A 14,641-nucleotide genomic window follows, 5' to 3' on the forward strand; every position below is an offset into this window, starting at 1 on the left:
GACAGCATCTGCCTTATGTTAGCCTCTGCTTACTTCAGAGAGGACTCCCATGATTCTCAGGTCACGACCCCGGCGTGCCACCAGTCTGCTGGCGCTTGTGTGTGCCGCAGCGCTCACCGTCGCCATCGCAGGCTGCTCCACCCCCACCGACGACGTCGGTCCCGGTGCAGTCACCGTCGCACACAAATACGGTCAGACGGTGGTCCCAGCAGATCCGAAACAAGTGGTGACCGTCGGCTGGAGCGATCAGGATTATGTGCTGTCCCTCGGAATCGTGCCCGTTGCGACGCGAGCGTGGTTCGACAACTACTCCACGTTCCCATGGGTCCAGAAGGCAACCGGCGGCCAGAAGCTCGACGAACTGTCGGGCGACGGAATCGACTTCGAGTCGATCGCGAAGGCGAAGCCGGACGTCATCTTCGCCATCTATGAGTCGATCGACCAGAAGACGTACGACCGCCTGTCCCAGATCGCACCGACTGTGATCCAGTCGGCCGACTATCCAGACGAGGAGACGCCGTGGAACGTCGTCCTCACAACGGTCGGGAAAGCGCTCGGGAAGAGCACTGAAGCCGACCGTCTCGTTCAACGGGTGCAGAGCCGTATCGACGAGACCAAGAAGGCGCACCCGGAGTTCACCGACAAGGTGCTCGTCGTCAACTTCAGTTCCGACCCCGCGTACTACCTGTTGGGCACGGGCGACCCGCGGCGGGCACTGTTCGACGCGCTCGGATTCGCCGCGCAGGACACGAAAGGCGACGTCAGCAACGAGAAGGTCTCCCTCCTCGACGGCGACGTTCTGTTCATGAACGGTCTGACGAAAGCGCAGCTGGCGTCGAATCCGTCGTTCCAACGGCTCGATGTCGTCTCCCGGGACCGGACCCTGTATGCAGGCAGCGACTCCGTGCTGTCGGGCGCCCTCGCGTACGGCGGTCCCGACGCACTGCTCTACGCACTCGACACGATGGTTCCGCAACTGAGCAACGCGCTCACCGACAAGCCGGTCGCCGACCTGTCGAACGCCTGAACCGGCGCGGTCACCGTGCGCGTCGAGCCTGGGACACCAGCAGGTACACCAGGTACGCACCACCGATGCACACGGTGACCGCACCGACGGGAATCTCGTCGGGCGAGAACGCCGCGATCGCGATCACGTCACTCACCAGCAGGACGAACGCACCCGTCACCGCCGAAGAGACGAGCCCGACACCCGCACCACCGGTCAGTCTGCGCGCGATCTGCGGCGCAGCGAGCGCAACGAACGAGATCGGCCCGGCAGCCGCGGCGGCGAGTGCCACCATCGCCACCCCGAGAACGAAGTAGGCCCCGCGCGTTCGCTCAACCTGAACTCCCAGCGACATCGCGAGGTCGTCACCCAACTGCAGCATCGCGAGCGACCGCCCGAGGGTCGCAAGAAGTAGAGCGAGCACAGAGGTGCACACCAGAACCGGTACCGCCACAGTCCAATCGATACCGTTCAACGTGCCCTGAGCCCACACGGCGGCCGCCATCGCCCGATGCAGGTCGATTCGCATGATGATCCACTGGTTGAACGACGCCATGACCGCGCTGACCGCGATCCCGACGACGATCATCCGGAAACCCGATACTGCGCCGTCCTTCCGGGACAACAAGTACACGACGGCAGCGACTGCCAGCCCGCCCACGAATGCGCCGCCCGCGACCATGTAGTAACCGCCGCCGATCACACCGATCACGACGAGCGCACCGGTGTACGCACCGAAGCTGAAACCGACGATGTCGGGGCTGCCCAACGCATTCCCAGTGAGGGCCTGAAAGATGGCTCCAGACATCCCCAACCCGGCTCCGAGCAGGAGCGCGGTAACGATCCTCGGCATGCGCCACTCGAGTACCACCACCCGATCGAACGACACGTTCTGGCCCGTCATGACCCCGATCACGTCGTGAGGTGCGATCTCGTAGTCTCCGATACCCAGAGCGACCACCGCTAGCACCGCGCTCGCAACACCCATCAGCCCCAATACCACGAGCGTCCGTCTGGCGATGAGCATCGACAACCGCCCCCGTGCCCCGAGCGTGATCACGGTGCCGTCTCGCATGCCGGTCATGACTCGCTCACCGCGCGTCGACGGATCTGCCAGATCAGAACGGGCGCGCCGACGAAGGCCGTCACGATTCCGGCCGCCAGTTCGGCGGGACGAACGACGAGGCGGCCGATCACATCGGCCGCGATCAACAGTGCGGGTGCCGCAGCCACGGTGTACGCGAGAATCCAGCGCCAGTCCGGGCCCGTCAGTCGTCGGACGATGTGCGGGACCATCAGTCCGACGAAACCGATCGGTCCGACGGCCGCGGTCGCCGCACCCGCGAGGAGAGTGATCGCGATGATCGAACAGACCTGCGTTCGCGCGACACTCCCACCCATCGCGGTCGCGAGGTCGTCGCCGAGCGCGACCGAGTTGAGCGTGCGACTGACGGCGAGCGCCAGAACCAGGCCGACGATGATGAACGGACCGACGGCGGCCAACACAGTGACCGAACGACCGTCCAACGTCCCCGCATCCCAGAACCGCATCGAGTCGAAGGCCCGAGGATTCCGGTTGCGGATCGTGAAGGAGACGCCGTCCATGATCGCTCCGACCGCCACACCTGCCAGCAACAGGCGGACGGGGGTCGCAGCGACCGTGCCCACCGTCGCGACGAGATACACCACAACCATGGCGACGAGTGCGCCGACGAATGCGAACCAGACGTACGACCAGACGGACGTGAAGCCGAAAACGGCTATCGCGGCCACGACGGCAAGACTCGCACCCGAGTTGAGACCGAGGATCTGAGAGTCCCCCAGCGGGTTCCGAAAAACGGCCTGTATGAGGGCTCCGCTGACCCCCAGAGCTATCCCGACCACTATTCCGAACAGCGTCCGCGGAATGCGCAGGTCGTGAACTATCCATTCATCGCCGGTGTCCGTGTAGTCGGTGACGGCTCGCCACACAGTGCCGAGGGACACCAACTCGGTGCCGATGACGAGGCTCGCGAGGCACACGACGCCTAGGAGTGCAACCACCGCGACCAGACCGATCCGGCGCCGCCGCCGGATCTCGGCCCCGGCGAACTGCACAGGCTTCGTCTCAGTGGTCAGTGCCGACCGTGTTTCAGACACGCAATCAGGATAGGCGACCCTAAGCAGCGGCCCTCCGCCGGTCGCCTCCGAACCCGGAGACGCGGCCGGCCGCGGAGCAGGAGAATGCGCACGCTGCGACGAGCGGGGAGGATGTCAGAAGCCGGCGGAGCGGACGATCTGCTCGGCGGCGAGCGTCGGAGTCAGAGTCCCGTCGAGGACACCGGCTTCGACCTCGGCGCGGGCCGCTCGGACATCGGGAGCCGACTCGATGCGGTGCAGAACGGACTCGCGGACCATCGTCCACATCCAGTCCACCTGCTGATTCGCGCGGCGCCGATCGAACTGGCCTGCCTCGGTCAGCACGCCGCGGTGCTTGAGGATGGAGTTCCAGAAATCGTCGACGCCCGTCTTCTCGATGGCGCTCATCGTGAGGACGGGCGGTGTCCAGAGAGCATCGTGCGGGTAGATGAAGCCCAACGCGTTCCGCAGTTCGCGGGCCGCACCACGCGCCTCGTTGATGTGCTTGCCGTCGGCTTTGTTGACGACGACGATCTCCGCGAGTTCGAGCACACCCTTCTTGATGCCCTGCAGCGAATCGCCCGTCCGGGCCAGCGTCAGGAAGGTGAATGTGTCCACCATGTTGGCGACGCTGACCTCCGACTGACCGACGCCGACCGTCTCCACGAGCACCACGTCGTAGCCCGCAGCCTCGACGAGGACGATCGTCTCACGCGTCGCCTTGGTGACACCGCCGAGTGTGCCCGACGTGGGCGACGGCCGGACATACGCTTCCGGCGCCGCCGAGAGCTGGCCCATGCGAGTCTTGTCACCGAGGATCGAGCCGCGTGTCCGAGTCGACGACGGGTCGACGGCCAGCACCGCCACCTTGTGTCCCAGCGAGATCAAGTGCATGCCGAGCGCTTCGATCGTCGTCGACTTCCCGACTCCGGGGACACCGGTGATGCCGACCCGGAACGACTTCCCGGCGTGCGGCGTCAACTGCAGAAGCAGACGCTGCGCCGCCTCGCGGTGGTCGGTGCGGGTGGACTCCACCAGCGTGATCGCCCTCGCGAGGTCGGCACGCCGCCCGGCGAGGACGCCTTCGGCCAAGGCTTCGACATCCACTGGCTTACGGGCACCTGCGGGACTCATGCCGACCGGGACGCGAGTTCCAGACCCAGCTTGTCGGCCAACTTGCCGATGAGGTCGACCGCGGAGTCGGCGATGACCGTGCCGGGCGGGAAGATCGCCGCGGCGCCCGCCTCGTACAGTTCATCGAAGTCGCCCGGGGGGATCACGCCGCCGACCACGATCATGATGTCCTCGCGACCGACCGCAGCCAGCGCCTCGCGGAGCGCGGGCACCAGCGTGAGGTGACCGGCCGCCAGCGACGACACGCCCACCACGTGGACGTCGTTGTCCGCAGCCTGTGCCGCCACCTCTTCCGGCGTCGCGAACAGCGGGCCCACGTCGACGTCGAATCCGAGGTCGGCGAACGCGGTGGCGATCACCTTCTGTCCTCGGTCGTGGCCGTCCTGTCCCATCTTGGCGACCAGGACACGGGGACGACGGCCCTCTGCTTCGGCGAACTCGTCGACCACGGCCAGTGCGTCGTCGATGTTGGTCACAGCGTCACCCGCCTCGTTCTTGTAGACGCCGCTGATCGTCTTGATCTCGGCCTGATGACGACCGTAGACCTTCTCCATCGCATCAGAGATCTCTCCACCTGTGGCGCCGTGACGCGCAGCATCGATGGCGAGCGCCATCAGATTGTTCTCCATGCCGCCACTGGTGTCGGCCGCGGCACGAGTGAGCTCGGCCAGGGCTGCGTCGACGGCGGACTGGTCGCGCTCGGCGCGCAGCTTCTCCAGCTTGGCGAGCTGTTCGGCGCGCACCTTCGAGTTCTCGACCTTGAGGACCTCGATCTCCTCGTCGTCGGCCACCTTGTACTTGTTGACGCCGATGAGCGGCTGGCGACCGGAGTCGATACGGGCCTGGGTGCGCGCTGCGGCCTCTTCGATGCGGAGCTTCGGCAGGCCCTCTTCGATGGCCTTGGTCATGCCGCCGGCAGCCTCGACCTCGGCGATGTGCGCGCGCGCCTTCTCGGCGAGCTGGTGGGTGAGCCACTCGACGTAGTTCGACCCCGCCCACGGGTCGATCGGTCGCGTGGTTCCCGACTCCTGCTGCAGCAGGAGCTGCGTGTTACGGGCGATGCGGGCCGAGAAGTCAGTCGGCAGGGCGATCGCCTCGTCGAGCGCGTTCGTGTGCAGCGACTGGGTGTGGCCCTGTGTCGCCGCCATCGCCTCGACGCAGGTGCGGGCCACGTTGTTGTAGACGTCCTGCGCGGTCAGCGACCAGCCGGAGGTCTGCGAGTGGGTTCGCAACGACAGCGACTTCGCGTTCTTCGGGTTGAACTCGGCGACGAGTTCGCTCCACAACAGTCGCGCGGCACGGAGCTTCGCGACCTCCATGAAGAAGTTCATGCCGATGCCCCAGAAGAACGAGAGACGCGGTGCGAACTTGTCGATGTCCAGGCCGGCCGCGAGGCCGGCGCGGATGTAGTCGACGCCGTCGGCGAGGGTGTACGCGAGTTCCAAGTCGGCCGTCGCTCCGGCCTCCTGGATGTGGTAACCGGAGATCGAGATCGAGTTGAACTTCGGCATCTTGGCGCTGGTGAACGCGAAGATGTCCGAGATGATCCGCATCGACGGCTCGGGCGGATAGATGTAGGTGTTGCGGACCATGAACTCCTTCAGAATGTCGTTCTGAATGGTTCCGGCAAGCTTCTCCGGCGGTACGCCCTGCTCTTCGGCGGCGACGACGTACAGCGCGAGGATCGGCAGCACGGCGCCGTTCATCGTCATCGACACGGAGACGTTGCCGAGGTCGATGCCGTCGAACAGCTGGCGCATGTCCAGGATCGAGTCGATGGCGACTCCGGCCATGCCGACGTCGCCCGCGACGCGCGGATGATCGGAGTCGTAGCCGCGGTGTGTCGCCAGGTCGAAGGCGACCGACAGGCCCTTCTGGCCTGCGGCGAGGTTCCGGCGGTAGAAGGCGTTCGACTCGGCTGCGGTGGAGAAGCCCGCGTACTGACGGACCGTCCACGGCTGGTTGACGTACATCGTCGGGTACGGGCCGCGGATGAACGGCGTCTCACCGGGGATCGAGTCGAGCGGGTACCCGCCGTCGGCTGCGATCGCGTCGCGATCGGCGCGGGTGTACACCGGCTGGACGTCGATCTGCTCCGGAGTGCTCCACGTGACCTGTTCGGCCGTGTAGCCGTGTGCAGACGCCAACGGAGCTGTCAGCGCGTCGCCGGAGCCGACTTCGGCAGCTGCCGGCGTCAGTTCAACGTCGGCGAAACTTGGAATCGTGGTGTCGCTCATGGGATTCACGCTCCTTCTCGGGCTGTCGTGAGGGAGTCGAGCAGTTCGGTGAGGACGGCGACGGCGTCGATGCCGACCCGCAGCGAACCGTCGATGCCGGAATCGGCGGGCCATTCACGCTCAGGTCCGGCGAGCAGGACACGCTCGACTCCGGCGGCTCGGGCGGCATCGGCTGCGGCGAGGCCCTCATCGGCGTACCGCGCCTTGGTTCCGCACAGCACAGCGATCGACGCCGGGTTGGCGGCGACGGCGGCGCCGACGGTGTCGGGGCTCAGCGGGCCGGGGTTGACCGCGTCGATTCCACCCGCCGCCAGCAGGTTCGCGACAAACGTGGTCCGACCGTTGTGTTCGGCCACGGAGCCGAGCGGAAGCAGCAGCACACTCGGCCGCGTCGACTCGGTGTCCGCGCGGTCGCGGAGTGCCTCGAAGTGTCGTGCGACGCGCGCGAGGCGCGGAGTCGCCGTCGGGACGTCGCCCGAGTCAGCTGATCCTGCGGCCAGCGTCGGCTCGCCCAGGTTCGGGAACTCGCTGACACCGGTGATCGGCGCCTTGCGGTGTGCGACGGCCTTCTCACGAGCGGCGAGGGCTTCCTCGACCTGATCGCTGATCGCACCGGACTCGAGGGCCGCGAGGTATCCGCCCTGCTTCTCGATCGCGGTGAAGACGTCCCACGCGGCTGCGGCGAGGTCGCTCGTCAACGACTCGACGTACCAGGATCCGCCTGCCGGATCGAGGACACGGCCCAGGTTCGACTCTTCGAGCAGCAGAAGCTGGGTGTTGCGCGCGATGCGACGGGTGAACGATGTGCGCGACATCCGTGCGTCGAGCGGAATCGCCGCGTCGAAAGTGTGGACGGTCACCTGGTCGGCGCCGCCGACTCCCGCGCCGAACGCGGCGATGGTGCTGCGCAGCATGTTCACCCACGGGTCGCGCTGAGTGAACATCGAGAGGTCGGTGACCGCATGGGTGATGGCGGCACCGGACTCCCGGGCGCCGAGGACGTCGGAGACACGCGCCCAGACGGTGCGGAGGGCACGGAGCTTGGCGATGCCCGCGAACTGGTCGTCGTCGACGGACACTGCGAAGGTGATCTGCTCGAGGGCCGATGCCGTGTCCAGTCCGGCGTCGACGGCGTCACGGACATGCGCAACTGCAGCTGCCACGAGAAGTCCGAGCTCCTGCGCGTTCGATGCCCCCGCTTGCGCGAAGTCGGTTCCGTCCACGCGGAAGGTGCGGACGCCTGCGGGGACCTGTGCGGCGAGTGCTGCGGCATCGGCCGCGGCGACTGTCGGCCGTCCCGAGAACTGCGCGGTGTACGGCGACAGCCCGAGGCTGTGTGTGGTCGCGGCCGTGGTCGGCGCGGTCTCGGGTGCGTCCGGAGCGGCGTCGAGCGTTGCGAGGAACGCGCGGGCCGCGGCCAGCCCGTCCGCGCCTGCATCGAGTGTCACCGGCATCAAATCGAGGTAGACGCCCTGCAGAGCGGCGGCGAGGTCGTCGGCGGCGACGGACAGCCACAGACCACTGGTGCCGTTCGCGGCGGCGTCGAGGATCGACTCGTTCACCGACGCCGCATCGACGTCGTCGTCGCCGAATCGTTCGGTGACGCGCCAGCCCTGGGTCACGTCGCGCGCGGGATCCGCGCCGCGGACGAATGGGAACGAACCCGGCGCGCCGACCTCGGCGGTCTCGTCTCGCCGTGTGTACAGCGGGCGGACGGCGACACCGTCGCGGGTGTCCGTCGAGAGCATCGCCTCGGGAGTGTCGGGCAACTCGGCGGGCGTCACCCGTGCCGACTTCGCCAGCACCCCTGCGGCTGCCGTCGTCCAGCGGTCGTACGCCTGGTTCAACTGGTCGTCGAGGTCCGGGGCCACCGGCTTCTCACCTGCCGTCATGGTCAGGGCCTTCCGTTTGACGGGAATTGGAACGTGTCACAGGCACAGTAACCGATCGATCGCTCGGGCGGTCAATCGGGCTGTGACCCACGACGTAGAATTCCACTTGATGCGCCCTGATGCACAGCCTTCATCACAATCGGCGTCCCCCGCCGTCTCTCCCGAGGTCACAGCACAACGACGCCGGGTGACCGGTCGTGCCGTAGTCGGCCTCGTCGTGGTCGTCGGCGTTCTTGCCGGCGCATACTTTGTACCGCTGCCGTCCATCGGCCAGGCCCGTGACTGGTCCGACACACTCGGCCCATGGTTCGTGGCCGTGTTCTTCGTCGCATACGCGGTCGTGACGATAGGGCCGATCCCCCGATCCACGTTCACCGTGATGTCCGGCGTGCTGTTCGGGCCGGTGGTCGGATTCATTGGATCGCTCGCCGCGGCCACCGTTGCGGCGAGCGTCGCGTTCCATCTGGCTCGTCGCCTCGGTCGTGAACGAGTCCAGCCGTGGCTGGCCAAGCCAGTGGTCGAGACTGTCGAGCTCAGGCTCGAACGACGCGGATGGTTCGCCGTCGGCTCACTTCGGCTGATTCCGGCGGCGCCGTTCTCGCTTGTGAATTATCTCTCCGGCCTGTCCTCGATCCGACCCGGCCCGTATCTGGCGGCCACCGTGCTCGGATCCGCCCCGGGCACAGCCGCCGTGGTGTTCCTCGGCGACGCGCTCACAGGCAAGACGAACCCGATGATGCTCGTCCTGTCGGGCTGCCTGTTCGCGGTCGGTGTGGTCGGACTGATTGTCGACTCACGGCTACCCGTGTAGACGATGCCGCCCTGAAGCCCACAGACTTGATCCCCATCAAATCAAGTCAAAGTCATTGATTGTGAATCAATCAAAGATATAGGCTTGATCTCATGTTCGTCATGACCATCGACCAACGCAGCAGCCGAACCGACCGCGACCGAGTCCCCGACCTGATCGCGCAGTACGCCGACGCGTGCACCGTCCGTCCATTCGACCGGACGGCAGGCGACGAAGTCCAAGCCGTGTTCGACGATGCGAGCGCTCTCGTTCCGATCGCCCTCGACATCGCCGCGTCCGGCCACTGGACGGTGGGAATCGGCGTGGGTCTGGTCGACCAGCCATTGCCACAGACCACGCGAGCAGGTCGCGGTCCAGCGTTCGAAGCGGCCCGCGAGGCCGTCGAAGCCGCCAAACGCGACCGCCGCCGCCTCCGCGTCGTCGGCGGATCCCCGTGGTCACAGCATGCGCAGACAGCCGCAGCCCTACTCCTTGACACCATGACCTCTCGCTCCGAGGCGGGCCGAGAAGCCGTCGCGCTGATGCGGACCGGCGTCACCCAGCAACAGGGGGCGGCAGCCTTGAACATCTCCCCGCAAGCCATGTCGTCTCGACTCCAGGCCGCCGCATGGGACACCCAGTTGCCCGGCGAAGCACTCGTCGCCGCGGCACTCACCGCGGTGGAGGGCCAGCCGTGATCACGATCATCCTGCTCGCCGCGGCCATCGTCGTCGCTGTCGGAGGCTCAGCACTGCGGTCCAGGCGGGCGGCCGACCAGACCGCATCGGACACATCGGTCCTGATGGTCGACTTCGCCTCCGCGTCGATCGTCGTGATCCTGCTGATCGCCGGCGCGATCGAAGCCGCAGTCGCAGACGAAGTCGTCGGAGCCGAACTCGTCGCCGGCGCCGTCCTCACGGTGATCGCCGCCGCCGTCACCGGCAGCAGCGTCGTCCGCCTCGTCCTCGCAGCGGGAGGCATCCCGACGCGCGCCGACAATCACGACGACGACGCACAATCGGGAGACGTCCCACCGCTGCGCGGGGGACGGATCATCGGTGTCCTCGAGCGCACCGGAGTCGCCGCCTGCCTCCTGCTCGGCTGGCCCGAAGGCATTCCGGTCATCCTCGCAGTCAAGAGCCTCGCCCGATTCTCCGAACTCCGCGCACCCCACGCGAGCGAACAGTTCATCCTCGGCACATTCGCCTCCGTGTTGTGGTCATGTGCGGTCGCCGGAATCGGGTATCTCCTCGGAACGTAGAGTCTCGGTCGTGAGCAACAGGACCGAGATCATCGGACGGTGGACGGCGACGCTGCCGGATGAGGTGACCGCACACGTCGCAGTCGCGGCGAACGACGGCCAGTACGCGCTCATCTACAACGACTCGGGCGACTGGGACGCATTGGCCTTCGCTTACGACGAGGAGTCGGCTCGTCGCATCGCGAAGCTCATCGCCCATCTCGTCGCGATGCCCGAACACCTGCGGATCGGCGGCGACACGATCCTGTCGGATGCCGATGCCGACCATCCCGGAGTGGAATGGATCGCTCCGACCGAAGTCGTGGACGATCCCGACCCGGCAGTCCGGCTCACCGGTCCGGGAACTCGCCGACTGTGGGTGCTCCCCAGCACCGACGGTGACGTGTTCGGGCTGCTCAATCCGGACGAGGAGCCCCGCGACATCGCCGAGTTCGTCTCGGCACCTGCCGCCGACGCGTTCATCGCCTTCCTCGACGCGCTGCTCGGCGACCGCGCCTACGGCGAGAAGTAGCGTCGCCGTCTAAGGTTCCCCGGAATCAGCGGATCGGGGCCCGCCGCTCGACAATTCACCAGAATCGGGGAACCTTGAACGACGCTAGCTCGTGACGTCCGGCCCGACGGTCACGAAGTCGATCAGCTCTTCCACACTCCGCAGGAGCGGCACCTCGAGATCGCGGAAGTTCTTGACTCCGGCCAGCACCCGCCGCCAACCGTCTCGCGGTTCGCCCCATCCCAGCTCGTCGCAGATGCCCGTTTTCCAGTCCGTGCCACGCGGGATCGTCGGCCAGGCGGAGATGCCGACCGAGGCGGGTTTCACCGCCTCCCAGACGTCGATATACGGGTGACCGCACACGAGGACGTTCTCGCCGACCTCCTTCGTGAGCCTGGCCTCCTTCGACCCGGCGACGAGGTGATCGACGAGCACACCTGCGCGGCGGTGCGGCGCAGGCTCGAACTCCGCCAATGCGTCGTCCAGATTGTCGAGTCCGTCGAGGCTGACCACCACCACGCCTTCGGCTCGCAGATCGTCGCCCCACACGCGCTCGACAAGCGTCGCGTCGTGCACGCCTTCCACGAAGATCCGGCTGGCACGCGCCGTCCTGGCCCGCTGCTTCGGGAGAGCCCGCGACCCGGACGCGGTCTGAATGGTCTCCGGCGCGTTGGGCCCGCGTCCCTTCGGACGGACCAGCGTGACGGCTTTGCCGTCGATCAGGAAGGCGGCCGGATACATGTGGAACACCCGTGTCCGACCATGACGGTCCTCGAGTCGGACCATGTCGCCCGCGTAGCTCTTCTCCATGCCGACGACGGCACCACAGAACCCGGTTCCGGCGTCCTCGACGACCAGATCACGCTCAGCGGCCACCTCGGGCGCCTTCGGCTTGGTCTTCCGCGGGGAGGCCAACACGTCGCGGCCGTATCGATCGTCCATCACGATCGCCCACACTAGTCTGTCGGCTTCTCGCGGACCGACGCGTACCGTGGATGGGCGATGACCACTTCCTCGATCTCCACCATGCGCGCATGGCCCGTCTCGGCACTCGCCGTGTGGGCTGCGGCGCGCGATGCCGGCCGCTGCGCTCCCGACGACGTCCTGCACACTCTCCACGATTACGCACAGGCGCACGAGGTAGACGGACCGTCCGACGACGTGCACACCGGTGACGTCCTCGAACTGCTCGATCTCGTCGCAGCAAACGCTCACGTCGCCGTCCGGATGCCTGCCGCGGGCGACGCTCAGGGTCTCCCTCCGGGGACTGTGACTGACTCTGCGATGACAACGGGCGAGATCCTGCTGATCGACGACCGACCGGCCGGATCCGACGGCCCGGCACTCGCGCTGGGACTGATCGCACGCGGTACGCCCGAGCGCTGCAGGTGGGAGCTGAGCAGGCTCACGACGGCCGTCGCAGTGGATCGGCTGTCGTCCGACCTGCCGCTCGGTGAACTCGAATACGACCTCCGGGAGGCGGTCGGCGAAGCGGCGCAGATCATCGCTGGACTGTCGGGCGCACGTCCAAGTACCCCGGCCGACCTTCGCGACGCCCTCGCCGCCATGACCGAGGCGCGTCGGCTCGACCTCCCGCCCCACGACAACCCCCGCGTGGACCGTGTTCTCGCAGCTGCCGCGCAGATCGACGCGATCGTCCAGTTGGCGGGCGTCGGGACACTCGGTGTCAGCGGCGCTCAGTCGACCGTCGCCGACGACCGACTCCGGCGCCTGACATCACTCACGCGCACGGCACGCACGGCCGCGATCAACACGCTGATCACCGACTATCGGCGGTAGCCTTGCCGGGGCGACGGACCGGGACACAGCAGTCGGGTCGACACGCGGTGCCATTGTCCCCGCAACCGAGGACGGTGAGGTCTCCCCCGCCGTCGACGTACCGCTCGACCAGATCGGCGATGAGAGCGATGAAACGCGCGGAGGTACCGGCCGTCGGCACGCGGACATACTCCATGCCCAGTTCGGCGGCGACATCAGCCGCCTCCGAGTCCAGGTCCCACACAACTTCGAGGTGATCGGAGATGAAACCGATCGGGCACACCACAACTCGAGACACGCCGTCGTCGGACAGCGCGCGGAGGTGATCGCAGATGTCCGGCTCGAGCCAAGGAACCTGCGGCGGACCCGACCTCGACTGCCACACGACGTCGAAGTCGTCGGCACCGACCGCCTCCGCCACTGCCGCCGAAGCGGCGGCGACCTGACGCGAGTACAGATAGCCGCCGTCGGAGGCCGGACCGGCAGCTCGATCAGCCGACTCCGGGATCGAGTGAGCTGTGAACACCAGCCGTGGTGCCGGGCCGTCCTCGAAACCGCCGAACGCGGCTCGGACCGCGTCGGCCACGGCTCCTCGGAAGGCAGGCTCCTCCGCGAAGTGCGGGAGCTTGCGAAGGAGCAGATCCGACGACTCAGGAAGCGCCGCGGCAATGTCCTCGTGATACTGGCGGCACCCGGAGTAGCCGCCCCAGGCGGAGGTCGGGAACACCAGGATCCGGCGGTGACCGTCGTCGACCATTGTCGACACAGTGTCTTCGACCAGCGGATGCCAGTTGCGGTTGCCGAAGTAGATCGGCAGGTCCGTGCGGCCGCGGCGGTCGAGTTCCGAGCGGAGCGCATCGATCATGTCGAGATTGAGCCGGTTGATCGGCGACACTCCGCCGAAGTGGAGGTAATGCTCAACCACTTCGTCGAGCCGCTCGGGCGGCACGCCGCGACCGCGGGTCACATTCTCCAGGAACGGTCGGACGTCCTCGGGCTTGTCGGGGCCGCCGAACGAGAGGAACAGCAGCGCGTCGAACGCACTGCCGTCCTTCGACGAGTCACTCACGTCAGCTGAGGAAGTCGTCCGGGAACCACGTGTTGTGGCTTGCGCCGCCGTCGACGTACACGATCGAACCAGTGGTGGCCGGCAGGAAGTCCGACAGCAGCGCGCAGACGCTCGTGCCGACCACACCCGGATCGTCGACGTTCCAGCCGATGGGCGATGCGCCGTCCCAGTACTCGTTGAGCATGTTCAGCTTCTTCGCATCGTCGGTCGCGGTACCCGAGATCGCCTTGGCCGCAAGCGTCTTGATCGGGCCGGCGGCGACGAGGTTGGAGCGGACGCGCTTCGCCTCACCGACCTCGCGTGCCACATACCGGTTGACCGACTCCAATGCGGCCTTCGCCACGCCCATCCAGTTATAGTCCGGCATCGCCGTGCGCGGGTCGAAGTCCATGCCGACGATGGAACCGCCCTCGTTCATCACGGGCAGTGCAGCCCGGGCGAGGGAGGCATAGCTCCACGCCGAGATCTCGAACGCGCGTGACACGTCGGGGCCCGGTCCTTCGAGGAACGGCACCGCATCGGGTCCCATCAGGGTCTTCGGAGCGAAGGCGATCGAGTGGACCACGCCGTCGATGCCTTGCGGTGCGAGCTCGCGGAGCTTGTCGGCGAGCGCACCGAGGCTCTCCTCATCGGTGACGTCGAGCGGAATCGCGGGCGGCACCTCCTGAGGCAGACGCTTGGCGATGCGGTCGATCAGACGCAGACGCTCGGGAATGCCGGTGATGATCACCGTCGCGCCCTGCTCCTGCGCCACCTTGGCGGTGTGGAACGCGATGGACGCGTCCGTGATGATGCCGGTGACGAGAACTGTCTTGCCTGCGAGGATGCCGGTCACGTGATTGCTCCTAGTCCGAGGTGATGATGA

The 14,641-nt window shown here is 67.0% G+C and carries 14 protein-coding genes; 6 read left to right on the forward strand and 8 right to left on the reverse strand.

All coding sequences use genetic code 11. The annotated features are described in order from the left end of the window. Positions 1–49: 49 nt before the first annotated feature. Positions 50–1,027: an ABC transporter substrate-binding protein gene (locus WFK36_RS08805; protein WP_336791365.1), complete on the forward strand. Its 978-nt coding sequence runs from the start codon at positions 50–52 to the stop codon at positions 1,025–1,027. A gap of 10 nt (positions 1,028–1,037) precedes the next feature. Here WFK36_RS08805 and WFK36_RS08810 read toward each other — a convergent pair whose 3' ends face one another. The 5 genes from WFK36_RS08810 to WFK36_RS08830 form a co-directional block, all read right to left on the reverse strand. After that, the gene (locus WFK36_RS08810; protein ID WP_336791366.1) at positions 1,038–2,090 is read right to left on the reverse strand and encodes a FecCD family ABC transporter permease; all 1,053 of its coding nucleotides are present in this window, start codon (positions 2,088–2,090) and stop codon (positions 1,038–1,040) included. Continuing rightward, positions 2,087–3,145 carry an iron chelate uptake ABC transporter family permease subunit gene (locus WFK36_RS08815; protein WP_336791367.1) on the reverse strand — a complete coding sequence of 353 codons (1,059 nt, stop codon included), beginning with the start codon at positions 3,143–3,145 and terminating at the stop codon, positions 2,087–2,089. The genes WFK36_RS08810 and WFK36_RS08815 overlap by 4 nt, the downstream gene beginning before the upstream one ends. A 114-nt stretch (positions 3,146–3,259) precedes the next feature. Next, positions 3,260–4,258, reverse strand: coding sequence for a methylmalonyl Co-A mutase-associated GTPase MeaB (meaB, locus tag WFK36_RS08820; RefSeq protein WP_336791368.1), 999 nt, complete (start codon positions 4,256–4,258; stop codon positions 3,260–3,262). After that, on the reverse strand, positions 4,255–6,495 hold the full coding sequence (scpA, locus tag WFK36_RS08825; protein WP_336791369.1) for a methylmalonyl-CoA mutase: 2,241 nt from the start codon (positions 6,493–6,495) through the stop codon (positions 4,255–4,257). The genes meaB and scpA overlap by 4 nt, the downstream gene beginning before the upstream one ends. A gap of 5 nt (positions 6,496–6,500) precedes the next feature. Further along, a complete protein-coding gene (locus WFK36_RS08830; protein ID WP_336791370.1) occupies positions 6,501–8,387 on the reverse strand; it encodes a methylmalonyl-CoA mutase family protein in 1,887 nt (628 codons plus the stop codon). Between the two features lie 187 nt (positions 8,388–8,574). Here WFK36_RS08830 and WFK36_RS08835 point away from each other — a divergent pair, with 187 nt between their 5' ends. From WFK36_RS08835 to WFK36_RS08850, 4 genes are all read left to right on the forward strand, one after another. Beyond that, positions 8,575–9,198: a TVP38/TMEM64 family protein gene (locus WFK36_RS08835; protein ID WP_336791371.1), complete on the forward strand. Its 624-nt coding sequence runs from the start codon at positions 8,575–8,577 to the stop codon at positions 9,196–9,198. A 92-nt stretch (positions 9,199–9,290) separates the two neighbouring features. Further along, entirely contained in the window at positions 9,291–9,875 is a 585-nt protein-coding gene (locus WFK36_RS08840; protein WP_336791372.1) for a hypothetical protein, read from the forward strand. Continuing rightward, positions 9,872–10,438: a hypothetical protein gene (locus WFK36_RS08845; RefSeq protein ID WP_336791373.1), complete on the forward strand. Its 567-nt coding sequence runs from the start codon at positions 9,872–9,874 to the stop codon at positions 10,436–10,438. Before WFK36_RS08840 ends, WFK36_RS08845 begins: the two co-directional genes overlap by 4 nt. 10 nt (positions 10,439–10,448) lie before the next feature. Then, a complete protein-coding gene (locus WFK36_RS08850) occupies positions 10,449–10,949 on the forward strand; it encodes a hypothetical protein (RefSeq protein ID WP_336791374.1) in 501 nt (166 codons plus the stop codon). A gap of 84 nt (positions 10,950–11,033) precedes the next feature. Here the strand turns inward: WFK36_RS08850 and WFK36_RS08855 are convergent, their stop codons facing one another. Further along, positions 11,034–11,870, reverse strand: a complete 837-nt coding sequence (locus WFK36_RS08855) for a DUF3097 domain-containing protein (RefSeq protein WP_336791919.1) — start codon at positions 11,868–11,870, stop codon at positions 11,034–11,036. A 60-nt stretch (positions 11,871–11,930) separates the two neighbouring features. On the opposite strand from WFK36_RS08855, the gene WFK36_RS08860 reads away from it, so the two are divergent. Then, positions 11,931–12,728 carry a serine/threonine protein kinase gene (locus WFK36_RS08860; protein WP_336791375.1) on the forward strand — a complete coding sequence of 266 codons (798 nt, stop codon included), beginning with the start codon at positions 11,931–11,933 and terminating at the stop codon, positions 12,726–12,728. Here the strand turns inward: WFK36_RS08860 and WFK36_RS08865 are convergent. Continuing rightward, positions 12,709–13,776 carry a ferrochelatase gene (locus WFK36_RS08865; protein WP_336791376.1) on the reverse strand — a complete coding sequence of 356 codons (1,068 nt, stop codon included), beginning with the start codon at positions 13,774–13,776 and terminating at the stop codon, positions 12,709–12,711. The two genes, WFK36_RS08860 and WFK36_RS08865, sit on opposite strands and share 20 nt — an antisense overlap. A gap of 1 nt (position 13,777) precedes the next feature. Beyond that, positions 13,778–14,611 (reverse strand): NADH-dependent enoyl-ACP reductase InhA, encoded by an 834-nt coding sequence (inhA, locus tag WFK36_RS08870; RefSeq protein WP_008377823.1) that lies wholly within the window; start codon positions 14,609–14,611, stop codon positions 13,778–13,780. Positions 14,612–14,641: the final 30 nt, after the last annotated feature.

The sequence above is a fragment of the Gordonia malaquae genome, from assembly GCF_037148075.1.
In the GTDB taxonomy this organism is placed as follows: domain Bacteria; phylum Actinomycetota; class Actinomycetes; order Mycobacteriales; family Mycobacteriaceae; genus Gordonia; species Gordonia malaquae.